Source organism: Pseudoalteromonas sp. TP27 (assembly GCF_056470645.1).
The window spans coordinates 301,208-325,076 of the sequence record NZ_JARDAK010000003.1; the positions used below are offsets into that span (position 1 = coordinate 301,208).

A 23,869-nucleotide genomic window follows, 5' to 3' on the forward strand; every position below is an offset into this window, starting at 1 on the left:
ACAGCGTTAAATTTTTACGGTAGGCGTAGAGCTTGCTCACGCGAGAAGCGCAGCTTCTAATTACCTTGTATATAAGAGTAGGAGTCAATGCATGTGTGGTTTAATAATCTTGTAAAAACTGCGTTTTTAAACGCCTGCAAGCAGCGCGTCTACAGGTTAAATCAAACCACAGCGTTAAATTTTGTGGTAGGCGTAGAGCTTGCTCACGCGAGAAGCGTAGCTTCTAATTACCTTGTATATAAGAGCAGGAGTCAATGCATGTGTGGTTTAATAATCTTGTAAAAACTGCGTTTTTAAACGCCAGCAAGCAGCGCGTCTACAAGTTAAATTAAACCACAGCGTTAAATTCCACCTGTAGGCGCAGAGCTTGCTCGCGCGAGAAGCGCAGCTTCTAATTACTTAAGCTCATCATCACAAAGATAAACACAATCCCAAAATGGATATTCCTCAGCTTTATTTACAAGCCCAGCACGTAAAGGGTTAGCAATTATATAACGTGCTTGGTTAATTAAATCATCTTCTGCTCTGAGCTGATGCTCAAAATAGTTTTGCTGCCAAATTTTCCCATTAGAACAATTAAACTTATTAATGTTCACCGTGGTAATACTTTTATATTGCCTTACAACGTCATTAAGAGGTAAATCTTTCAATTGAAATAACCAATGGAGATGATCTGGCATTAGGATATAGCAGATTGTATCCACCTTATTTTGCATATAAACCAAACCTCTTGCCGCAATACATGCATTTTCAAAGCTCATAAATAACGGAATTCTTTGTTTTGTGCATATTGTTACAGAGTAAAATTTATTTTTAGAGGAGTGGCGCCCAACTAATAATTTTTTAGAGGAATACATAAAGGTTTTAATTTATTGGTTTTTATAAATATAGATAAAAAAGGGTATTCATCAAGTTAAATTAAACCACAGCGTTAAGTTTTGGGGTAGGCGTAGAGCTTGCTCACGCGAGAAGCGCAGCTTCTAATTACTTAATCACTCATTATAAAAACTGTGTTTTTAAACGCCAGCAAGCAGCGCGTCTACACGTTAAATCAAACCACAGTTTTAAATTTTCGTGGTAGGCGTAGAGCTTGCTCACGCGAGAAGCGCAGCTTCTAATTACTCGATCACCCATTGTAAAAACTGCGTTTTTAAACGCCAGCAAGCAGCGCGTCTACAGGTTAAATCAAACCACAGCGTTAAATTTTGTGGTAGGCGTAGAGCTTGCTCACGCGAGAAGCGTAGCTTCTAATTACTTAATCACCCATAAAAAAACGGCGCTAAATTTAGCACCGTTTTTACAAGTAATTAGAAAAAGTTTACGCTTTTTTCTCTTCACAGCTTGCAAGGTATTCGTCAAACGTACCTTGGAAGTCGATTACTTTTTTATCTTTAATATCAATGATACGCGTAGCTAATGACGATACAAACTCACGGTCATGGCTTACAAAAATAAGCGTACCTTCAAAGTCTTTAAGCGCATTGTTTAAAGCTTCAATGGCTTCCATATCCATGTGGTTTGTTGGTTCGTCCATTACAAGTACGTTAACGTCTTGCATCATTAACTTACCAAATAACAGGCGGTTTTTTTCACCACCAGAACAGTTACGTGCTTTTTTGTTTGAATCGTCTGCTGTAAATAACAAACGGCCTAACATGCCACGAACCATTAAATCGTTATGCTTAGCTGTACGCCATTGCGACATCCAATCAAACAACGTTAAATCGTTTTCAAAATCTTTTGTGCTGTCTTGCGGGCAATAACCAAAGGTCGCATTTTCAGACCATTTAATTTCGCCTTCATTACTTTTAAGCTCGTCTACTAAACAGCGTAAAAAGGTGGTTTTACCCACACCATTTTCGCCAATTACAGCAAGCTTAGCACCGGCTTCTAATAGTAAATCGCCGCCAGTAAATAACATTTCGCCATCAAAACCATGGCCAATCTTGTTAACTTCAAGCGCTTGACGATACATTTTTTTACCTTCGTCAAACGAAAGCGATGGACTCATACGACTCGACGATTTAACTTCATCAAGCTTAATTTTATCCATTTTTTTAGCGCGCGAACTTGCTTGTTTAGCTTTTGACGCGTTAGCACCAAAACGGTTAACAAAGTCTTGTAGTTCGTCAATCTCAGCGCTCTTTTTAGCGTTTTCAGCTAAAAGTTGCTCGCGTTGTAAGCCCGCAGCTTCTAAAAACTTCTCGTAGTTACCAGGGTAAATACGTAATTCGCCGTAATCAATATCGGCCATATGCGTACATACCGAGTTTAAAAAGTGACGGTCATGCGAAATAATAATCATTGTACATTTACGTTTGTTAAGCTCATTAGCAAGCCACGTAATTGTATGAATATCCAAGTTATTGGTAGGCTCATCAAGTAGCAAAATGTCAGGGTTTGCAAATAACGCCTGTGCTAAAAGCACACGTAATTTCCAACCTGGTGCTACGTTTGCCATTAACCCGTAATGAAATTCTTTATCGATACCCGCTTCTAGCAAAATTTCTTCAGCGCGGCTTTCTGCCGTGTAACCGTCCATTTCAGCAAATACGCTTTCAAGGTCAGCTACTTTCATACCGTCGTCTTCGCTCATTTCTGGCAACGAATAAATACGTTCGCGTTCTTGCTTTACTTTCCAAAGCTCCACGTCGCCCATAATTACGGCATCAACTACGCTATACTCTTCAAAAGCAAACTGGTCTTGGCTTAGGTTACCCACTTTTAGCCCAGGCGTAATAGATACATTGCCCGCACTTGGTACAAGCGCACCGCTTAAAATTTTCATGAAAGTCGACTTGCCGCAGCCGTTAGCGCCAATTAAACCGTAACGGTTACCGTTACCAAATTTAGCTGAAATGTTTTCAAACAACGGCTCTGCGCCAAACTGCATCGTAATATTTGCGGTGGAGATCAAAAAGGGTAATCCTAGATTAGTACTGACAGGAATACGCTGCAGCAACACGCCACAAACAAGAACCAGACAATAGGGTAAATTAGCTGGCGAATTATACAGATCAGCCACAACTAATGAAAGATAAAAGGCAGCTAATTTATAACCAAGCGTTTGCGCTAATAAAAACAAGCAAAAAACACTGCATTGGTTAAGTAAATAATGCCAATAATAAAGCGTTCATCTCGCTCCAATAACTGCTATTCGAAAATTGCTTTGAGCGCTGCTTCGTTATTTTTTATGTGCTTATTAATTATTTTAAGTTCATTAATCGACACCGTTTTTTTGCTAAACATTAAATAAATATCGTCTTTATTTACATACTCAATGTTGGTGACTAATTTTATGCTCGAGTTTTCTTTTGCAAAATAAGCACCCACTAACTCGTCTTCAATAGCAAAATCAATACGTTGTTTATTAAGCATTTCAAAGCGTTTACTGGTTGCACTGGTGTATTCAATTTGTTTTTTATGCGTTGTTTTATATTTTTCAAACTCTTCGCCGTAGTAACTTCCAAAGTTAGCGCCTATGGTTAAACCTTGATTAAAAATATCAGCCAAACTTTTAACTACATGCGTATTGTTTTTGTTTTCGTATAAACGCATAACCTCAGTACGATAGCTAACAGTATAGTGAGCGTATTTAGCACGTTTATCTGTATAGCTACCAGCCCAGCCTAAATCTATTCGGCCATGTCTAATTTCAGTGAAAGCGCGTTTTGAATTAGGCAGTAGTTCAACTTTAAAGCAAAAAGGGGAGTCTTTAAAAATAAGGTTAAGCGCATCAACTTCAGTACCTTTAAATACATTACTCATGCCCATTACATACGGCGGCCAAAAGGCATCGTGCGAGGCAACGCTAAATGTTCTGTCACAAGCAAATGCATTTATTGGAGCGGTAAACAGCACACATAAAAATATGGTTATTATTTTATTCATTGCGCCTCATAGTTATTATTTTTGCTCATTATTACAACAGTATAAACCAGCTTTTGTATTTTAGCGGCGCGGGTTTGTGTGAATATGTAAATAGCTCGTAAAAATGTACTTGAGGATAAAGTAACCTAGGTATAGTTATTGGTCACCTAATCTAAAATTGTATTTATTGCGTGAATTTAACAGTCATATTGTTGGTAACCTTATCTACGGGTACACTAATAATAAATTTATACATAGCAGGTCACATTATGTCGCCAACTAAAATTCGCAACAATGTTATAAAACTCAGTGAATTAAGCACTAAAAAACCAAATTACTATTTTATACAAGGTTATTTAATGGGGTTAGGTGTGTTACCCCAAATGCTCACCCCGAGTGAATGGCAGCCTGATTTATTTGGAGATATTAACCTTCAAAAAGAGAGCGAGCTAAAATATCTCGAAAGCTTAATGGCACTGTATAACCAAAGCATGGATAAAGTAATTCAAAACGAATTAAAAATGCCAGCAAAATGCAGCCTATCCAAGCAAGACTACCGGGATTCACTAAAGCCGAATATGCCCCTACCAAGTTACTGTAAAGGGGTTTTACAGGCGCTTAAAAATATAAATAAACGTATGCTTGATGCAGGGCAAAAACAGGCGCTTAATAATATAAGCAGCGTTTTAAAAGCGTTTACTAGCGAAAAAGCAGCGGCAAGAGTATTTGGTGAATTTGCTCAATATAACGCCCAAGAATATAAACGTAATTATGTTTATTTTATGGCCGACGCTATTTTTGAGCTTCGCTTTAGTAACGACCTAACTTTAAGTGATGAAGATGAGGCACAATTTAACAACAGCTTTTTAGACGAAGAATCAAATGAATTAGATAAGCTTGATGAACTACTTGAACTGGTACTTGCCGATACCGAACTAAAAGCACTTGAGCCAATGCAGATGTTGCTAGAAATCATGGAAGGTGGGCTTATAACCAAGCAATTTATTAAAGACAACACAGGGCACTTTTGGGGCTTGCACGAAACCCGCCCCTATATGATGCTTCGCGCGCATCGAGCAAAAATACACGCACTGCATGGTTATACCCAAAAAGCACAGTCAGAGCTCGAAGAGTTATTAACGCTAAACCCAAACGACAATCAAGGTAATCGCTTTTTATTAATGAATTGCCTAATAATTAATAAAGAATGGGACAAGTTAGACGCTCTATTGGTTAAGTCCGACAGTGAAGAGCTACACGCAACAGCAAGCCGTGCGCTAAGTGCTTTTGTAAAACATGGCGATTCAAAACCCGCTAACGATTACAAAAAAATGCTCCAGCAGCAAAGTAAACACTTTGCCAAAATACTCACAGGGCAAGAAAAACTAAAAGAACAGCCGCCATATTACAGCCCAGGCAGTAAAGAAGAGGTAGGCGTTTATCTTGATTCGTTAGGTAAACAAGCGTGGATTTCGGTTCCCGCGAGTCTTTTTTGGTTAAGAAAAAAATAACAAAAAACGTTTAGCGTGGTTTATATCGCGCTCAGTGCTCAACATAAGCACTTAATAATAACAGCGTATTAATATAAAAATTTCTACTTATTAAGCCTATATTTAATGCGCTTGTTCCTGTAGATTAAACAAATAATGAATGCAGTATTAACAGTGTCTTAGCTGTTAAACGATTAGCCAAGGAGCGGTGAGTCTCGTGTCAAACACTACACTTACTTATTACAACCAAAATGCCAAAGCCTTTAGCGACTCAACACTTAACGTTGATATGTCGGCGCTTTATGCTGAGTTTTTACCGCATATTGCACAATATGGGCATATTTTAGATGCCGGTTGTGGCAGTGCGCGTGATGCCGCATTTTTTAAAACACAGGGTTTTACTGTGAGTGCGTTTGATGCAAGCCCAGAGCTGGCAGAGTTGGCAAGCAGTTACTTACAACAACCTGTAGCGGTTAAAACATTCCAAGAGCTAAATTGTGTAAATCAATACGACGGTATTTGGTGCTGCGCTAGTTTATTACATGTTCCAAAAGCGGAGTTACCGCAGGTGTTTTTAAACCTACAAAATGCGCTTAAACCCAATGGTGTTTTGTATGTATCGTTTAAATATGGCGATACAGAGCGTGTGCACAATGGTCGTGAATTTACCGATTTAAACGAAACTGCTTTAACACATTTACTTAGCCATACGCAGTTAAAAGCTATTAAACAATGGCAAAGCGTTGATCAGCGCCCAGGGCGCGAAAGTGAAGTGTGGCTAAATGCGCTTATAAAAGTAGTGCACGTTTTATGATTGGAGCAATGCAGCAACAGCTCGACTTTATAGCTTATATACAACGTATGTTGGTCGAAGGTGAATTCACAGCTACTTATAAATATGCATTGTTACATGCAATTGCTGATATAAGTATCGAAAAACATCACGCTGATCCACAAGCACAGTTACAAATAAAATTTGATGAACTAGTCGACAAATTTATTACTTTATATTGGCACCAAGCATCGCCATTTGGTGCAATTGGTAATAATAGAGAGGAACTACTTTTACAAAATACCAACTCTAATAAACAAGCCAAAATTATAACTACGCTTCATGATGCAAAATTAAATAATATTAATTCAATTAGCCAATTAAAAAAGAGCGACGGTTGGAAAAATATACGCAGCTCAACATTACAAACCATTAAAGACGGCCCGCTTTGGCTATTACAAAAATTAAATGGCAAAGAAGAGTGTTTCTTGTATCCCCATATTAAAGGCCAATCATACATTACCTTAAATGAAGGTATTGCAGGCTGCTTTAGGCGTTTTTACGACTTAGTTGTTTATTTAGCAAAAAACGCATGGCTGCAAAAAATTCAAAGTATTAAGCATAACCAAGCCTTAATTGGCCCACAAAGCCAATTACACGAATTTTTATTCGGCTTTGATCGCAATGCATTGAGTAAGGCCAAGCCTGTGTTAATAGAGCTTCAGCACGGTAATTGTTTTTATTGTCAAAAACCATTGAACAGTAAAACCGAGGTTGATCACTTTATACCGTTTGTTCGCTACGCAAATGATTTAGGTCATAACTTTGTGGCAGCACATAGCACCTGTAACAACAGTAAAAGTGACTTTTTAGCTGCGCAACTTCACCGCGAACGCTGGCAAGAACAAAACTTAGTAACTAATAGCCAGTATTTAACAAGTGAACTTAGTAATTACTTTAATTGCGATTCAGATAAGTCGCTTTCGGTTAGCGATTGGGCATATCAGGTTGCACAGGCAAATAGTGCAAAGTTATGGGTAGCGAAAGGCAGTTTTGAAAAAGCAGCTGGTTTTAAATATCAACAACCAAGTGCTGTGCTGGATTTAGTAGCGGAAGAAAAGCCAAGGTATGACGTGTAGCCGTAGCGTAGTCGCGATTTTACATCGCGCTTTGGGTTGTTAGGCGTGGGTTTATCTCGCGCTTTAACTTGTAGGCGCAGAGCTTGCTCGCGCGAAAAGCGCAGCTTTTAAATTTTGGTGTAATTAATGTGTAGGTGCGATTTTATATCGCGTTCATAAATTGGTGTTTTGATGTGGGTTTAAAGGATTAAAAACCTCTATTCGAGGTTATATCGCGTTGGCGATGGCAACCAAAGGGCGGCTGCCGCCGACCGCCCTTTGGAATCCCACGGCGCACCCGAGGAGCACACTTTATCTTCAACTTACGTTAATGATGTGAACGTAATCAGCGTAGATAGGCCATCCATGGCCAAGCTACGCTTTTTACAGCATCCATGCTGTAAATTACTCATCATTAACTAAGTTTCAGGTGTGATCACGGGGAATTGGAGTGTGTTGGTAGATTGGTGTTTATAAATGTAGGTTTTCTATTTTTGTTGGGTGTCAAAATTAACACTAACTGAACGATTATTGCCCTAGTAGTAATTTACTGTTACCTTATTTGAAACATAATTAGAAAGGACTCTATAAAATGAAACTCAACCAAGTTTTATCAGTTGTTAACCAAGTAGAAAAATCAAAATTCATTTCATGCCTCGATCGTCTTTGTTCTGATGCCGCTAAAAACAATAAAAAACTAGCGAAAACAATCGATAATATCGACGGTCAAATTAAAAACGCCTCAGGTAGTGAAATTACTCAACTGTTCAATACTGTTCGTGACTTCTTCAAAATCTCTGTCCAAGAACAAATATTAATGAGTAGCGCTCAACTTAACTTATTGGTGAATATTTTAAGTCGAGACGGGAATGGTGTAGCAAGAATTAGTTGGATAGAGTCACTTTATGAAAAAGAATGGGTTGAGTTATCTAAGCTATCAAAAGAGCTCAAAGAGTGTATCCAGCAAGGCGCAGCGGAAAGTGTTTTAGAGCGAAACCGAGCCTTAAAAATTTACCATGCTTGTATGAAAGAAGCATACTTTAATGATGAAAAAAATAACCGAGAAGCTAAAGTTACAGATGATGAGCGCAGTGTTCTCAACGTTCTGGCTAATGAACTTAATTTAACTACTGATGAATGCGCCGCTGTAGAGCATTTAGTTGATGTTATTCCAAAAAATGGAGTACTGGATGCCTTAAATAGCCTCAGAGATATGGGGTTATTATTTATCAGTAAAAAGCGACAAGAAGTATTCATTCCTGATGAAATAGTTACGCTATTGAATGAGATCCAAGGAAAAGATTTAGCTGATAAATACGTGCTAAGAATACTTAGAACGCTAACAGATGCCGAACTTTCCAATGCCTTAAAAGCCCATGGTCGTAAAATTAGAGGCGTAAGCCGAACTGATAAAATTCAAACAATTATACATTCAGGAATTAGCGCAGCTAAATTATTATCCGACGATATTCATAACGTTGAAGATAACCAAAATCAACGCAAAGACAGATTAAAGCAGCTGATACAAGATTTAGAAATTGATACAGAAAAACTAGGCACTACTTTAGATGAGCGCATTGGTCTAATACTGTCATCATTATCAGGCGCTACAGAAAAAGAGTTTGATTCGCTAAGCGCAAGCGGCTTCAAACAGCTTTTAAAAACGCTAGAAGAACACTTTCCAACTATGCAAGCAGTGTTAAAAGAAGCGTTTGAACTTGAAGCGAACGAAGTTATTGATACCGAAAAACTACGTGCGTTAAGCATTACGCCACACGATATTTTATATTTACTATCAAATGATGAAGTAAGAGAAGTTCGCGACAGCATGGGGCTTTCTAAGCGTGGCAATGCACGTTTTGCTATTTTAGAAAGCTTTGCAAACGCGACAGATAAGCTAATAGAGAACTATGACGCACTAGCACGTCGTGATATTAACGCATTAAGAGAAGTTGGCGCAGATGTAACAGAAGCTGATATTGGCGTTAAATTCGAAGAAGTTACAAAAGCTATTTTTGAACTTTTAGAGCTCAATATCGATGAAGACTTACGAAAAGATTTAAATACCACTAAAGATAAAGCCGATATTGTAATTTCGCTCAGTGATAACGACATAATTATTGGTGAAGCAAAAACCTGTAAAAATGGTGATTTTGCTAAATATTCAACAACGTCACGCCAAGTAAAAGCCTATGTAACCCGCGCTGAAAATCAAGGTAAGCGCGTGGCACAAGTATTAATAATAGCCCCTAGCTTTTCTGATGATTTCATTGAATCAGCTGAAATGGATACAGAGGTCAATATTTCACTACTCGAAGCACATGGCCTTAAGTTAATACTTGATGCTTACAAATCAAAACGTAATCCAAGTTTCGCGCCCAAGTTATTGACTAAAGGCGGCTTGTTGAAAGCTGAATTAATAGCGAAAAATATTTAAAGGGTTATTATAATTACTCAGAGGTGATTTTATATCACGTTGGCGATAGCAACCAAAGGGCGGCTATCGCTCTTTGAAATCCCACGGCTCTCCCGAGGGTCATACTTTATCCTCAAGCTAAAATTTGAATACGCGATTTCGCCATCCGCGGTGGAGTCACAGCTTAAATTGCATCCCTGTAGTGAAGATTTACCAATTTATAATTTACGGGTGAGATCATGGGGGGAGCTAAAGGGCAATGGCGGAGTAAGTTATATTTCATATTTCAATTAGAGCCAAACAATAAAAATTAAAGTCCAAATTAATATCAATATGCTTCCAAATACAGCCCCTAAAAACTCTTCTTTATAGGCCTTACAAAAGTTTTGGGTATTACTATTAAGATACAAGTTATGTGTATAGTAAGTGTTAATTTTAGTCACTATGCTTGTTTCTATAATGTTTAGTCTTCTTTCGTAGTCGTCGGCCTTCATTAAGTCAAAAATGTTTAAGCTATAGAACTCTGAAAGCATTGCAGGGTCGAATGCTTTTCTTTTGTATACAAGATTCAAATGTTCAATTTTTTCTTCTAACTGAGCTATTTTAGATGCTACGATTTCTTCAATCTGTAGAGTGCTAGCTTGGTATTTAGTAGTTTCAGTTTTATTATCGATTGTATGTTTAACTTTTTTATTTAACCATTCAAAGTCAGACTTAAGTTGACTTAAAAAAGAATCTTTTAAACGTCCCAACTCAGTTCTTCGGAGGTTACGGCTATGAAGGTAGAAAATAAAGCCCCAGCCAAATAATTGTAAGAAAAACTGTGTGTAGCTCATTATGATGAAGTATCTCGTATAGCAGCATCAATACGTTCATCTATAACCGGTATGATACTTTTTACATCTCTGTGTATGTACTTCAATTTTGATGAGAGATCTGCACCTGTGAACCCTTCTTCTCTAATTAACCCCCCAAAAGCTTCGTCTAAGAATGACCTACCATATCGGTTATACCCAGTTAAATCGACTAAAACGCTTTCGTTTTCTCTCAGCGCAGGCGCCAATACCTCTTCCCTAAAAGTTTGTCCTGAACTTTTTTCACAACCTTCAGCATCTGAACGGTATCGGCCGTAAGGTTCTTTATGGAAGTCTTTTACTACAACAATAGTTTTCATAATTATCCTATCTTTATATTCCATTGGATTAAAGTTCCAGATATTTCGCTAGGTAACTTGTAAACCTGTGGAGACTTATCCCCATCTTCATATTTATAAAGACCATTATTACTATAAACCCAGAGTTTACCACCATTGGTATCACTTACTAAAGCCTTTATACTTTTACTACCTTGACCATGTTTTTTTTCTTTAGTACCAGACACATCACCCATCATAGACAAATATATCAATTGGTGATCTTGAAACATATTTAATGTTACCAATTTAACCTTATCAAGTACTGAACCGACTTCTTTTTTGAGAGTCGCATATTCCACAGGGTAGGTTTTCTCGTAGGAAGTCAAAAACCATGTTTTTTCTACTACTGTTTTCGGTATTCCTACACCACTATCATAGATACATAAATAGAGCTGATCACCAATAACATCGCAAATCATCCACCATTTTTTTTCTTTATTATCTAGTCTTGGATACGCATGTCTACCAACATTGTTTAAAGTTTCAGATAAAGCATCACCAATTTTAAATTCTATTTCAGGGTCCATTTCATCTTTGTAGTATCGACGTTGAATAAAGTCCATAATCTGAGCATAATGTTGAATGCCAACTCCATTAACGACGGGTAATGATCTAACACTAGAAAGATCCTCTATAGGGTTACCCGTTCGGCATAACTTAGGTAAACCAGATCTCTTGATTATTCTATTAACATGCTTAGACTCCTTGGACCAAGCTATTTTAATCTTAAATTTATTAAGGTTTTTTATTGATTGAATTTGGGCAAATAAGTAGACCATTGCGCCAGCAGTAAATGATTTAGTACTGCTGAAATCAATAATACAATTATACGATCCAATTATTCTAACTAAGTTATTTTTGAAGGCTAAAGTTTCTTTAAATGGATGAAACGTTTTATATTTTTCATCAATAGAGTATATAGACAAAAGATCAGGAGCTTTTATAATTTTAGTGTTACCCAGATTATTAATCTGTTTACTTCTGATTTCAATATACTTTTTACCTTTTCGAGATAAAGCATTTTCAGCTCTCGAGGTGTAGATAGAGTGTTTGTATTTATGTGCAAATTGCATGCTTTTTTTCAAGAGTACTTCCTTATAAATCAAACAACATCGTCTCAGAGCAACATTTGAGTTGTTACTAACATTTTACAATTATATCAATAGTTTATTCTTACCTCAAAAATATAGTTATTAAAAGGTTTAATTTCACCCAACCGCTAATTTTCCTGCCTCATGCCACATTTCACTTGGCATGGGGTTGGTTAGCTCCCACGTTATATTCATCGGCTGACTGCCGTTGTGGCTTTGGTATTTAACCTCACCGTAGTTAACAAATCCCATAATTCGGCCGTTTTCATCTTTGCCTTGTTCGCGCACAAATAACAGGATGGTTTTGCCTGTTTGCTGGTGCTGAATATAACTAAGGCCACGGCCGTGTTCTGGTCGGGCGCTGTTTTGCGTTTGCCAATGAAACAAAGTAGGGCTGATAGCGTAATCGTGATACAGCGTGGTGGGTGAATATGTTTTTTCGCACTTGTTGAGTGTTACAAATAACAGCTCTAGGTTTTGTTTTTTAAATTCTAAAACGCCTTCGCGGGCGGTCGATTTTTTATCAAACGTATTTGCGCCAAACGCGGAAAGTATTTGCTGGCGTGTGTAGCGGCTATGTAATTTGATTGCATGATTAGGTAAACACACTAAGTCGCTTTCTTGCTGGTGAATACGGTTTATTAACAGCGTAATCACTTGTGCAAGTTCGTGCTGTAGCTCTTTGTGTTTAAGTGCTTGTAAGCTTTGTTCAAGGGTTTTAAACCCTAAGCTTGTACCTGTGTTATCCCAAAAGTTGTAATGCGCTATAAGCGCGTACTGTTGGTTTTGCGCTGTTGGCATAAAGCTAAAGTTGTTATTACATAAATCACGTAAAAAGCATAAGTAACTGAGTGAGTCGCAGCCGAGTAATTGGGTGTTTATAGCGCGGTAATACGCGGCGTAAATATCGGCTTGTTCTACTAGAATTTCATCGCCTTTAAGCCAGTGCCAACCGCCGAGTTTTTTATCTTTTGGTTTGTAAATATCTTCAAGAGTAACTTGTGGGTTTATACGTAAAAAGTTACTTAGCGTAAGCGCGTCATTGGTGTGTTGCGAGTAGCTATTTATAAGCTGCTGTAATCGGCGTTTAGAGTTTATAGCTTGCTGAATGTTTTTTAATATTGTTTGTTGTGTGCGCTTTTGTAGCTCAATACGACAACCCAGTGGTAAATGCGGGAAGTTGTTTTCAATCTCGGTTTTTATTGGCTGGTTACTTTTACCAATGAGTGCGCGAAATTTACTGGCAAAGTCGTATTCTGGGCGGGCATTCCCTACAAAATCAAGTACGGTACAGCACTGCTTTTGGCTGTTGTCGGGTAAACGCAAACCACGGCCGAGTTGCTGCAAAAACAGCGTTAAGCTTTCAGTTGGGCGTAAAAACAGTAAAGTATCGACTTCTGGAATATCGACCCCTTCGTTAAAAATATCAACCACGCAAAGTATTTGTATTTCACCACGGCACAACGCGTCTTTTTTCTGTTTACGCTCATTGGCGTTTTTGCTGGTCAGTACATCAGCACTTATGCCTGCCAAGTTAAATTTTTCCGCCATAAATACAGCGTGATCTTGGCCTACACAAAACGCGAGTGCTTTTATTGTGTGAACATTGGTTACGATATCAGCAAGGCTGGATATAATTTTGTTAGCGCGGCTGTTCTCGCCTGTATAAAGGTTACTTAGTTCGCTTACATCGTAACGGCCGCCTCGCCATGTTATTTGGCTTAGGTCGGTGTCGTCATCTAATCCAAAGTATTGAAATGGGCATAAATGGCGTTGGTTTATTGCCTCTGGTAAGCGAATTTCGGCGGCTATTACGCCACAAAAATCATCGAGTATATTTGCGCCATCTTGTCGCTCTGGTGTAGCGGTTAAGCCAAGTAATATTGTTGGCGTAAAGTAACTTAAAATAGCGCGATAACTTGCAGCGCTTACGTGATGTACTTCGTCTATCACTATGTAGTCGTAGTAATCGCTGGTTAAATTGAGCGATTCAATTTGGCTGTTCAGCGTTTGGATTGATGCAAATAATTGGTTGTAGCGTTGTGGTTTGTAGTTACCTACCCAAAGCTCTCCAAAGTCGTTATTTTTAAGCACACCACGGTAAGCGCTTTGCGCTTGTTTTAGTATTTCTTCTCGGTGGGCTACAAACAAAAAGTGTGCGTTTGGGTTTTTATCGTAAACGGTTTTAAAGTCGAACGCTGATATTATGGTTTTACCTGTGCCGGTTGCGGCAACTACCAAGTTTTTAAAACGATTATGTACGCTGCGCTCAGTACTTAGTTTTTCTAAAATAGCGAGCTGATGCGTTTTTGGTGTTATATCAAAATAAAACTGGCTGCTTGATTGCCCAACACCGCGCTGCTCGTTAAGTGAATTGATGAGCTTTTCTTTACACTCAACTGCGCCTGTAAATAGCTCGAAATCTTTTGATTCCCAGTAGGTTTCAAAGGTACTTTTGGTTTTAGCTATTATGTGCGGAATTTCTTGTGCAGTAATTTTTAAGTTCCATTCAAGACCGCTTGTAAGCGCCGAATGCGATAAGTTAGACGATCCAATATACCCTGTATGAAAACCCGTATTGCGCATAAATAAGTAGGATTTAGCGTGTAGGCGTTCTTGCTGATTATTATAACTTAGCTTTACTTCGGTATTTGGTAGGTTTGCTAAAAACTCAACGGCTTTAGCATCCGTTGCGCCCATATATGAGGTGGTAATAACTTTGAGTTTATTGCCGCTTTTAGTAAACGCTTCAAGCTCATTTTTAAAAATGCGCAGCCCTGTCCATTTTATAAATGAGACAAGCCAGTAAATAGTGTCGGACGATTTAATCTCGCGCTTTAGCTCAGTTACGAGCGATATACCTGCATTAGCACCGCTAAATAACTCGCTTTGTGTGAGCCCTGTTAGTGGGAATATATCGCTTGAGTAATCTTTAAGATTGGCCGCAATAGGGTTTTGGGTATTAAACAGCGCAGTGAGTATTCGGCCTTGGCTGTCGATAAGGTTTTCGTTAATTAGCTCGTCATCGCGAATATGATCTTTAAGCCAAAGTACAAGGCTATTAGCTAGGCTAATTTGTTCTTGTAGGCGCTCGTTTGAGTTAGGAATGGCATTTATGGCATGCTCAACAAGCTTACCTAAAAAACGTGAAAGCCATGTTGCGGCTTCGGCCGTTTCAAGTTGGCGCTCGCCCACATAAAATTGATCACGATTTAAGTTTTGCTCAATTACTTGCGTAATTAACTGCTCGTAAATACCAATTTGCTGCATAAAACCCACTCCCTGTTTGCGAGTGGTTAGTTTACTTAAATGCGGTACAGCTACAAGTATTAATCGACTAAGTTACTAGTAATTAAGTACAAACGTGTGAGTTAAGTATTAGCCGAGAGAGTAATCAAATGATGATGCTAAGAAATTATCCCCTTCAACTTCACCTGCAAACACATAATTAATGAGTAATTACCTCGCATGGATTCGAGGAAAGCGATGCTTGCACATGGATGTGCTTTCATCGCGTTTACGTTCATATTAATTATTTGTTTAAGGATAAGTGAAATTGAGGGGCGCCGTGGGTGACGAATGACCAAAGCGTAGCTTTGCAGCTTGAGGAAGTGGAAGCATGGATGCTGACAGGAACCCGGCTTCAGGGATGAATTATTAGCAGCAGAGCTTATTTGAAGAAGACCGCCCCTTGGTTGCCATCGCCAATGCGATATTAAGTCAATTATTTTTAAATTAAGAACCAAAAGCGCGAGGTAAACTCCCGCCTACGGCTTTTCGCGCGAGCAAGCTTCGCGCCTACAGCAAATTTTAAGGCTGGTGCTAAGAAATCCTCCTCTTCTACTTCACCTGCAAACACATAATTAATGAGTAATTACCTCGCATGGATTCGAGGAAAGCGATGCCTGCACATGGATGTGCGTTCATCGCGTTTACGTTCATATTAATTTAGTGTTTTTAAAGATAAGTGAAATTGAGGGGCGCCGTGTGATTCCAAAGAGAGGCCGGCATTTGCCTTTCTTTGGTTGCCATCGCCAACGCGATATTTGTAAATTAAATTACAAACCAAAAGCGCGAGGTAAGCTCCCGCCTACAGCTTTTCGCGCGAGCAAGCTGAGCGCCTACAGGTGTTTGGGTGAGATTTGTAGCGTGAGTTTGAATAATGCGACATGTACCTTTTTTTAAGGTATAAAGTAAACATTATGATTATAGGAACTCATCATGGATGATTTATTAAACCAAGGTTTAAGCCTTTTATTTGTTATTGGTAGTGTTTATTCATTACTAGGTGTTTTGTTTGTCAAAATATGGCTTCATCAAAAAAATGCAAAACTACCTGTTGATCGCAAAAAGCTTAAACGTGTTGCAGCGCAAACATTAAACGAACAAGTAAATGACAAGATTGTTGAGGTAATTGGCCTGATTTCTTTGTCTGCTTTAATAGTTACAATGCCTTTTGCTATTAAAGGCATTGCTGAAATGTTTGCCAGAGGCAAGTTTAATTACTTCTTAATTATTGCGATTGCATTGGGTTTAATCTATGTAGCACGTAAGCTTTGGGTTAAATCTAATCACTTAATAAAGTTAAAACTTGGGCGTGATGCAGAACTAGCCGTTGCCTCTGAGCTTATAGAGTTACAGTCACACGGATACCAAGTATTTCATGATATACAAGCTGATGGTTTTAATATAGATCACTTGGTTGTTGGGCCAAATGGGATATTTGCTATTGAAACCAAAGGCAGACATAAACGAATAAAAGACGATACAAATTACAAAGTTAAATTTGAAAATAACCATTTAGCATTTCCCTCTTGGTTTGAAAGCAAGCCGTTAGAGCAAGCTCAAAATCAAGCTAATTGGGTGAATAAATGGCTTTATGAATCAACCGGTTTTAATACTCCGGTTTTACCTGTTTTATGCTTTCCTGGTTGGTTTGTGGAACTAAAGCAGAAACCAATCTTTCCAATCGTTTCTCATAAACAAATAGTTAAAACTATCCTTTCAATGCGACAAGTTAGCTTAAATCAAGAGCAGCAGCGTGCTATTTGCTATCAAGTGGTGCAGCGAGCCTTAAACGATAGTAAGGCAATTTAAAAGCTTCGCTTTTCGCGCGAGCAAGCTGAGCGCCTACAGGTGTTTAGCTTGGCTATTAAGCTCAAAATGTCATTAACTTTCCATAAGTGATTTATGTTTTACTTATGGGGTTGGGTTTTATTTTACTGCCTATAAGTAAAGTAAGATTTACTTATAGTTGATGAATATACATTCAAACTTAAAAGTAAGTTATATTTGACTTTTGAGTAGGCTACCCTAAAATAAATTGTATAAGTAAACTATAGTTGACCTTTGATGAGTGAATTACCAGCAAAAAAAACACTTGGAAGAGTTGTTAAGCGCACTGAAATGCCTGATCTATCAAAGCCGTTTTCGTCGGTGCGACTCGCTAAAGCGATTACTTCAAAGCGAACAGGCATGAAGCTTACGCTGGTTGATGTATCGCAAGCACTTAATATTTCAAAGCCTACGCTGATAAAAATAGAAAAAGGTGATGTTAATGTGCAGTTTTTTAATGTACTCAAAGTGATGGCATACTTGGGGTTGTCGTTTAGCCTTGTCAGTGATGACGAGTCGCACCACAATAACAAGGATGAGGTGAGCGATGAGCAGTGGTATTAAAAAAAATAGCTTAGATGTATTTATTGGGCATACGCAGAAGATAGGTGCGATAACTCTTGATATAGGCTCTGAAAATGAAATTACATTTACCTATGAGCCTGAGTGGATTAATAAGGGTTTTGCTATTTCACCACACTTACCGCTCAATGGTGATTTTGACTCGCGTGATGTGCGTAATTATTTACAAAACTTATTACCCGAGGGCAAAGGTCTTGATGAGATTATAAGTAGTACTACTATCTCTAAAAATAATACGTTTGGTTTGATTAAAGTCATTGGCGAGGAAACATCAGGGGCTTTGTCGTTTAGAGCAAGTGGCGGGGATTCAAAGCAAACATCTTTTCGGGAAGTAACTCATGATGAGCTAAGCCAAAAACTTAAACGTTTTAAACAAGTTGGCGAGTCAATTACTCATTGGGATGGCCGAACTCGGCTCTCTGTTGCTGGCGTTCAAGATAAACTAAACCTACTCGAAATCGATAGTAAATTAGGATTTGGTGAAGGGGAGCTATGTTCTAATAAAATTTTTAAATTTGAAACAGGTACCGCTCCTTTCATTGCAGTAAATGAACTTTTTACCATGCTTTTGGCAAAAGAGTCGGGGCTCAATGTTCCCCATGTTGAGTTGCGCACTTATGCAGATATAAGAGTATTTGTAATAGATCGCTTTGATAGGCGCGTTACACAAGATAAAAACCGTGTATTACGTCGTCATATTATTGATGGTTGCCAAGCCACTAATTTACCTCCTTCTTATAAATATGAGCGTCAGCATGGTGATGATGGGGATGGTATTTATATTCGAGATGGCGTTTCTTTTGCAAAACTATTTAATGTTAAAACAACGAATGTACAAGCGTATGAGGCTCAGCTTATTCGTTGGATGACATTTAATATTTTAGTACGTAATTACGATGCTCATGGCAAAAACATTAGTTTTTTTGTTGGTAAAAATGGTTTAGAGCTTACGCCGTTTTACGACTTGGTAAATATAGAGGCTATTATTGAGCAGGGAAGCATTGACCGTGATATGGGCTATCTACAGCCCAAAATATCAAGGTGTTATGCTATGTCAGTGGGTGAGCATAATTCGCAAAGTGCAGGCAATTTTACTAATGAGATTACAGCTTATATGTTAGCTGATTTTGCTGATGAATTTGCTATTTCACTACCACGGATGCAACTACTTATGAGTCAAACCGTTGACTCTGTATTAGCCGCAATTGATGCGGCTAAAGTTTCTGCTGTTAAAAATAACTTATCTACTGCTGAATTAGCACACATTGATTTGTGCATAAAAATAATTAATAAAGCTGCAAATAAGCTGAGTGAGCAAATAATACAACTACCAAATATGGATGCATTTATTTAAGTTGATTTAGGTTCGAAAAAATAAACATGTGTATTTTGATTGCCAGTGTTAGCGCGATATAAACTCCCACCTACAATCTGAAAGCTTTAGTGTCTGTGCCAGTAAATAATATGCCTGCAAAAATGAGGCAATTAAATTGTTATTCGCCTCACCATGTGAGGCGAATAGGTGTTTAATTGTTGTAGGTGAGGTTTTATACCTCGCATGGTGTTTTTATAAAGCCAAAGCGCGATGTAAAATCGCACCTACAATTTAAACGCTTCGCTTTTTGCGCGAGCAAGCTGAGCGCCTACCGGTGTTTAGCTTGGCCTTATTTCAAAGCCAAAATGCGATATAAAATCGCACCTACGGTTTTGATGAGAGTGGTGTTCGCATTGATGTAGGTGAGGTTTTATACCTCGCTTAAAAATGGATTGTTTTCACCATTGAAAAATGCATTATTGTTCTATGTAGCCCTTAAAAGTAATGAGGCAATTAACTCTATTATTCGCCTCATTGCATGAGGCAAATAAATAACATAAACTGAAGCTAATTACCTTTAGGACTAAAGACTATGTGGATATGGCAACAGCAAAACTGGCCAAACTTTACGTGGGATGCTGCGGCGCTTGCTCCTTTACTAAGGGAGCTTTCATATAATCAAGGTTTATTAGTAGGGCGTATGGGCGTGCAAAGTGCTCAACAAAAGCAGCAAGCTCTAGATACTTTACTAGCAAATATTATTCACTCCAGTGCTATTGAGGGCGAAAAGCTTAATGCATTTTCGGTTCGGTCTTCACTTGCTAAAAAGCTCAACATTAATGAGCAGCCTTACCCAACTACCGTGCAAAGCGATAATCTTGCAGAGATTATGCTTGATGCAATAAATAACACAGATTCACCGCTTAATTTAGAACGAGTGCTTAATTGGCATCGCTTATTATTTGCAGGTGAGCAAAGCTTATTTACTAAAATTGAGGGCGGGCAATTGCGTGGTGACGAGCCAATGCAAGTGGTATCGGGGCGCTTAGATAAACCGGTATTACATTTTACGGCGCCTACTAAAGAGCGAGTAAATAAAGAGCTTTTGCTATTTTTTAACTGGTTTAACAAAACGCAAAACGAACCTCAAATAGATCCTTTTATTCGGGCAGCTATCGCACACTTATGGTTTGTAACAATACATCCACTTGAGGATGGTAATGGGCGTATTACACGGCTTATAACCGACCTGGCATTAGCGCAAGAACATGCTGAGTCGATTCGGTTTTACGCTATGTCGGTGGCTATTTTAGAAGACAGAAAAAGCTACTACGAGGTGCTTGAAGCCACTCAACGTGGAGATCTTTGTATTACGCAGTGGGTTAAATGGTTTTTACGTACGCTTAATAATGCGATACACCATACGCTTAATAATATTGAGCAAACAATTTTTAAAACCAATTACTGGGCAAGTAAAGATCAAACAAAGTTAGGTGAGCAGCAAGTAAAAATGCTTAATAAGTTACTTGATGGCCAATTTGAACAGGGTATTAGCGCGAGTCAGTATCAAAAGGTGGCTAAGGTTAGCCGTGCAACTGCAACGCGCCATTTATCGGACTTGCAAACGCTTGGATTCATAACAAAAACCGCCGCAGGTGGGCGTAGTACACGTTACAAGGTTGCCCAATGAGGCAATTAAACACATATTCGCCTCACTATGTGAGGCGAATATGTGTTTAGGTGAGCTTTGTAGCGTTGATTGGGGATTATGAGCCAGAGGGCAAAGCGCGAGGTAAACTCCCGCCTACAATTTAAAAGCTTCGCTTTTCGCGCGAGGTAAACTCCCGCCTACAATTTAAACGTTTCGGTTACCTCTTATCCCAGCCGCGTTACTTTCACTTTTATTTTTCCGGCATTAGCGCCGTAAAAGCGGCTTAGGTCGTTTGCAAATGGGCAAAACTCGCCTGATTTATCTATTTTAATGTCGGCGCCGTCGGCTATTTCAAAAAGGTGGTCGTCGTTTTTATTAATAGCACCAATGAGTGAAAACCATTGCGCGCGAGGAAATCGTCTAAATGGTTCAAGCACGGCCATTGGGATTTCTTTTACGCCAAGTTGTACGTTGTCGCGGTTCCAGCCTAATGGCGTGCACTTTATGCCATCGTCAAACCAATATTGATTTGGGTACGGGGTAAAGCGGTACGTAGCGCCTTGCTCTAGCATGAGGCCGGTTGCGTTGTATTGCTCGGAGGCAAATACAACTATATCTTGGCTTTGGTTAATGCTCAGCACACTCATGTTTTGATTAGCGAGCTCTATATGTTGGCTTAAACCAATAAAGATAAGCGTGGTGTTGTCGTTGTAGCTAATTTTGTAATGCAGTTTTTTAAGCGATTCTGGACGGTAACTGGTTAGCTTATTAATACGTTCGGCTACGCTGTAGTGCACTAAAGGCTTAAGGTTGCTGGCTTGGTCATCAATTAATACATAGCATTCTCTATCTACTAATTTAAAAAACGGGTTAAACCAAAAGTAATTTTGTTGATGACTTAATGCGAGTGGGTCGGGTGTTACGGTTACGTCATCTTGTGCTACTAAGTTGCTGTCGGGGAGCAGGGTTTCGTAATCTATGTCGTGGCTAGTGAGTAACGATATATTAAGCGGTTGTTCTATTAACCATTCAAGTGCATAGCGCAAGCTAATATCGGCTAGGCCATCGCGGTAGTAACCGCCGCCAATGTCTGAATGCGCACCTGCAAACCATAGCTCAGTAATATTGTTTTGATGGTTCATGAGTGTGGGTTCAAAGGCGCGGCGTTTTTCGTCAAGGGCGACGCAGTGCAGCGCCTGAGTAATGTTGTTGGCAATGGTGTGGTTTTCAAAAATAACGTGCTCTGCGCCACGTGTGGCTTTACTTACTTTTGATAAGCCAATAGAGGCAACGGTATCAAACACACATACATACACGTTGTTGCTTATTAAGGGTTCTAAACATTTAGCAAAGCGTCTGGCAAGCGCAGCGCCTCGGCTAAAACCTGTTAGCAGTATGGTATCGCCTATTAGGTAGTGAGCTTTAAAGTCGCTTAACGCTTGATTTAAAATACTGGCTACGTCGTCACCACGAGGTGCAAGGGTTTGGTTTAAAATACGTTTAAGGCGGCTGCCTTTGGTACCAATACCTTGATAATAAAAACTGAGTTGGTTAGCAAAAGGAGTAACGAGGGAGTCTTCTAATTTACCGCCAAGCAGTAAATGCAATTTTAGAATGTTGGTAATATTAGAGTCTTCTTTAAAATGATCAGAGCTAAATTGCTGTGCGTCACGGGGCTCGCTACCGGTACCATCAAAATTAAAAATTAGCGTTTTACCCGTCATAACCCAATTCCCTTAGTTGTTTTAAATACTCTATACAGACAATGTTAAATATTAAAGACAGTAATACCGCTAAAACTGCATTACTGTCTTTAATTTAGTATATAGATTAGTGCAATTTCATTTTAGGGCGCACTACTCGCAGTACTTTTTCGCTTATCCATAATGCAAAGGTTTTTGCGCTGCCGTGTATGGCGCGTTGGTGCATGCGGTATAAAGATATATACATAAAACGGGCAATTTTACCTTCAATAAAAAAGGTATTGCTGGTTAGGTTGCCCATTAAGTTACCTACCGTGCTGTAGCTCGATAAGTTAACTAGCGAGCCATGGTCGCTGTATTTAAAGCCGCGTAGTGGTTGCTGCTTTAACGTGGCTATTAGGTTTTTTTCGACGCATAACGCCATTTGATGCGCCGATTGTGCGCGTGGTGGTACTTGCTTGCCGTCGGCTTGGGTAAATGCACAGCAATCGCCTAATACAAAAATGCTTTCGTCAACCGTGCTTTGTAAAAACTCGTTTACTTGAATTTGATTGCTGCGAGTAAGCTCAAAAACCCCTAAGTCTTTTATAAAGTCAGGTGCTTTTACACCTGCTGCCCATACCATTATATCGGCATCAATGTGTTCTTCATCTTTGGTGATAAAGCCTTGTGCGGTGCCTTCTTTTATTTGCGTTTGCTCGCGCACGTTTACGCCAAGCTTTAATAGCTCGCGTTTGGCACTAACGGCAATACGCTCTGGTAATGCAGGTAAAATACGCGGTCCGGCTTCAATTAAATGAATATGCAAACGCTTAGACGACATATTTGTTAAGCCATAAAGCTTTAATAGCTCAGACACATGGTAAAGCTCAGCTGAGAGTTCAACACCCGTAGCGCCGCCACCTACAATGGCAATATTAAGTGATTGCTGTTGGTTGTCGTCCTGATGAAGGCGGGTAAAGCTATCTAGTAATGAGTGCTGAAAGCGCTCTGCTTGTTGGCTTGAATCTAAAAAGTAGCAATGATCTTTTATGCCGGGGGTATTAAAGTCGTTACTTACGCTGCCAATGGCAATAACAAGGTGATCGTAGCGTACGGTACGCCCAGGTAAAATGGTGTGGCCTAATTCGTCGTTAAGTGGTGCAAGGGTAATTGTTTTATTGCTTTGGTCTATGTTGCAAAAAGTACCAAGTTGAAAGTTATAATGATGTTTTGCGGCATGGGCTGAATACACAACGCCATCTAAATCAGGGTCAATAGAGCCTGTCGCTACTTCGTGCAGTAACGGCTTCCATATATGGGTACGGTTTTTGTCTATTAGTAGAATTTCTGCTTGTTTTTTCTTTCCTAGTTTATGACCTAATTGCGTTGCGAGTTCTAATCCGCCAGCACCACCGCCAATAACGACAATTTTAGGTGTAGTAATATTCATAACGTTGCCCTCAAAAATAATATACCCAAATAATCTGTATTATTTTTAGTGTTTTGAGGTTACTTGGGTATGGCAAAAAGTTATTTTTGGCAAACGTGACTATTTATTTTTACGCTATT

17 protein-coding genes are annotated in these 23,869 nt (G+C 39.0%); 8 read left to right on the top strand and 9 right to left on the bottom strand.

The window, feature by feature from the left end; translation table 11 throughout:
- Window positions 1–395 precede the first annotated feature (395 nt).
- From PX700_RS05990 to PX700_RS06000, 3 genes are all read right to left on the bottom strand, one after another.
- Entirely contained in the window at window positions 396–857 is a 462-nt protein-coding gene (locus PX700_RS05990; protein ID WP_479520176.1) for an REP-associated tyrosine transposase, read from the bottom strand.
- A gap of 461 nt (window positions 858–1,318) precedes the next feature.
- Complete coding sequence (locus tag PX700_RS05995; protein ID WP_479520177.1) at window positions 1,319–2,917, bottom strand: ABC-F family ATPase; 1,599 nt, start codon at window positions 2,915–2,917, stop codon at window positions 1,319–1,321.
- Between the two features lie 236 nt (window positions 2,918–3,153).
- Window positions 3,154–3,891, bottom strand: coding sequence for a substrate-binding periplasmic protein (locus PX700_RS06000; RefSeq protein WP_479520178.1), 738 nt, complete (start codon window positions 3,889–3,891; stop codon window positions 3,154–3,156).
- Between the two features lie 248 nt (window positions 3,892–4,139).
- Between PX700_RS06000 and PX700_RS06005 the strand changes: the two genes are divergently transcribed.
- The 4 genes from PX700_RS06005 (at window position 4,140) to PX700_RS06020 (ending at window position 9,687) form a co-directional block, all read left to right on the top strand.
- Window positions 4,140–5,381: a UPF0149 family protein gene (locus tag PX700_RS06005; RefSeq protein ID WP_479520179.1), complete on the top strand. Its 1,242-nt coding sequence runs from the start codon at window positions 4,140–4,142 to the stop codon at window positions 5,379–5,381.
- 196 nt (window positions 5,382–5,577) lie between these two features.
- Window positions 5,578–6,174, top strand: coding sequence for a class I SAM-dependent methyltransferase (locus PX700_RS06010; protein ID WP_479520180.1), 597 nt, complete (start codon window positions 5,578–5,580; stop codon window positions 6,172–6,174).
- A complete protein-coding gene (locus tag PX700_RS06015; protein WP_479520181.1) occupies window positions 6,171–7,271 on the top strand; it encodes an HNH endonuclease in 1,101 nt (366 codons plus the stop codon). The genes PX700_RS06010 and PX700_RS06015 overlap by 4 nt, the downstream gene beginning before the upstream one ends.
- Window positions 7,272–7,842: 571 nt before the next feature.
- Window positions 7,843–9,687: a hypothetical protein gene (locus PX700_RS06020; protein ID WP_479520182.1), complete on the top strand. Its 1,845-nt coding sequence runs from the start codon at window positions 7,843–7,845 to the stop codon at window positions 9,685–9,687.
- A 269-nt stretch (window positions 9,688–9,956) separates the two neighbouring features.
- Here the strand turns inward: PX700_RS06020 and PX700_RS06025 are convergent, their stop codons facing one another.
- From PX700_RS06025 to PX700_RS06040, 4 genes are all read right to left on the bottom strand, one after another.
- Entirely contained in the window at window positions 9,957–10,502 is a 546-nt protein-coding gene (locus tag PX700_RS06025; protein WP_479520183.1) for a hypothetical protein, read from the bottom strand.
- Window positions 10,502–10,840: an STAS-like domain-containing protein gene (locus PX700_RS06030; protein ID WP_479520184.1), complete on the bottom strand. Its 339-nt coding sequence runs from the start codon at window positions 10,838–10,840 to the stop codon at window positions 10,502–10,504. Before PX700_RS06030 ends, PX700_RS06025 begins: the two co-directional genes overlap by 1 nt.
- A 2-nt stretch (window positions 10,841–10,842) precedes the next feature.
- Entirely contained in the window at window positions 10,843–11,946 is a 1,104-nt protein-coding gene (locus PX700_RS06035; RefSeq protein ID WP_479520185.1) for a hypothetical protein, read from the bottom strand.
- 123 nt (window positions 11,947–12,069) lie between these two features.
- Window positions 12,070–15,222 (bottom strand): DEAD/DEAH box helicase, encoded by a 3,153-nt coding sequence (locus PX700_RS06040; protein ID WP_479520186.1) that lies wholly within the window; start codon window positions 15,220–15,222, stop codon window positions 12,070–12,072.
- Between the two features lie 951 nt (window positions 15,223–16,173).
- Between PX700_RS06040 and PX700_RS06045 the strand changes: the two genes are divergently transcribed.
- From PX700_RS06045 to PX700_RS06060, 4 genes are all read left to right on the top strand, one after another.
- Window positions 16,174–17,049, top strand: a complete 876-nt coding sequence (locus PX700_RS06045) for a nuclease-related domain-containing protein (RefSeq protein ID WP_479520187.1) — start codon at window positions 16,174–16,176, stop codon at window positions 17,047–17,049.
- Window positions 17,050–17,304: 255 nt separating this feature from the next.
- Window positions 17,305–17,631, top strand: a complete 327-nt coding sequence (locus PX700_RS06050) for a helix-turn-helix domain-containing protein (protein WP_169044081.1) — start codon at window positions 17,305–17,307, stop codon at window positions 17,629–17,631.
- The gene (locus tag PX700_RS06055) at window positions 17,615–19,003 is read left to right on the top strand and encodes a HipA domain-containing protein (RefSeq protein WP_479520188.1); all 1,389 of its coding nucleotides are present in this window, start codon (window positions 17,615–17,617) and stop codon (window positions 19,001–19,003) included. Before PX700_RS06050 ends, PX700_RS06055 begins: the two co-directional genes overlap by 17 nt.
- A 553-nt stretch (window positions 19,004–19,556) precedes the next feature.
- Window positions 19,557–20,654 carry a Fic family protein gene (locus PX700_RS06060; RefSeq protein ID WP_479520189.1) on the top strand — a complete coding sequence of 366 codons (1,098 nt, stop codon included), beginning with the start codon at window positions 19,557–19,559 and terminating at the stop codon, window positions 20,652–20,654.
- Between the two features lie 185 nt (window positions 20,655–20,839).
- On the opposite strand, the gene PX700_RS06065 is transcribed toward PX700_RS06060, so the two are convergent.
- Together PX700_RS06065 and PX700_RS06070 are read right to left on the bottom strand one after the other, a co-directional pair.
- Complete coding sequence (locus PX700_RS06065) at window positions 20,840–22,339, bottom strand: phospholipase effector Tle1 domain-containing protein (RefSeq protein ID WP_479520190.1); 1,500 nt, start codon at window positions 22,337–22,339, stop codon at window positions 20,840–20,842.
- Window positions 22,340–22,445: 106 nt separating this feature from the next.
- Window positions 22,446–23,750 carry an NAD(P)/FAD-dependent oxidoreductase gene (locus PX700_RS06070; protein WP_479520191.1) on the bottom strand — a complete coding sequence of 435 codons (1,305 nt, stop codon included), beginning with the start codon at window positions 23,748–23,750 and terminating at the stop codon, window positions 22,446–22,448.
- Window positions 23,751–23,869: the final 119 nt, after the last annotated feature.

Excerpts from the sequence above, each read along its gene's own strand:
- PX700_RS05990 (WP_479520176.1), bottom strand. The coding sequence starts at position 857 with ATGTATTCCTCTAAAAAATTATTAGTTGGGCGCCACTCCTCTAAAAAT.
- PX700_RS06000 (WP_479520178.1), bottom strand. The coding sequence starts at position 3,891 with ATGAATAAAATAATAACCATATTTTTATGTGTGCTGTTTACCGCTCCA.
- PX700_RS06005 (WP_479520179.1), top strand. The coding sequence starts at position 4,140 with ATGTCGCCAACTAAAATTCGCAACAATGTTATAAAACTCAGTGAATTA.
- PX700_RS06015 (WP_479520181.1), top strand. The coding sequence starts at position 6,171 with ATGATTGGAGCAATGCAGCAACAGCTCGACTTTATAGCTTATATACAA.
- PX700_RS06020 (WP_479520182.1), top strand. The coding sequence starts at position 7,843 with ATGAAACTCAACCAAGTTTTATCAGTTGTTAACCAAGTAGAAAAATCA.
- PX700_RS06025 (WP_479520183.1), bottom strand. The coding sequence starts at position 10,502 with ATGAGCTACACACAGTTTTTCTTACAATTATTTGGCTGGGGCTTTATT.
- PX700_RS06030 (WP_479520184.1), bottom strand. The coding sequence starts at position 10,840 with ATGAAAACTATTGTTGTAGTAAAAGACTTCCATAAAGAACCTTACGGC.
- PX700_RS06040 (WP_479520186.1), bottom strand. The coding sequence starts at position 15,222 with ATGCAGCAAATTGGTATTTACGAGCAGTTAATTACGCAAGTAATTGAG.
- PX700_RS06045 (WP_479520187.1), top strand. The coding sequence starts at position 16,174 with ATGGATGATTTATTAAACCAAGGTTTAAGCCTTTTATTTGTTATTGGT.
- PX700_RS06050 (WP_169044081.1), top strand. The coding sequence starts at position 17,305 with ATGAGTGAATTACCAGCAAAAAAAACACTTGGAAGAGTTGTTAAGCGC.
- PX700_RS06055 (WP_479520188.1), top strand. The coding sequence starts at position 17,615 with ATGAGCAGTGGTATTAAAAAAAATAGCTTAGATGTATTTATTGGGCAT.
- PX700_RS06060 (WP_479520189.1), top strand. The coding sequence starts at position 19,557 with ATGTGGATATGGCAACAGCAAAACTGGCCAAACTTTACGTGGGATGCT.
- PX700_RS06065 (WP_479520190.1), bottom strand. The coding sequence starts at position 22,339 with ATGACGGGTAAAACGCTAATTTTTAATTTTGATGGTACCGGTAGCGAG.
- PX700_RS06070 (WP_479520191.1), bottom strand. The coding sequence starts at position 23,750 with ATGAATATTACTACACCTAAAATTGTCGTTATTGGCGGTGGTGCTGGC.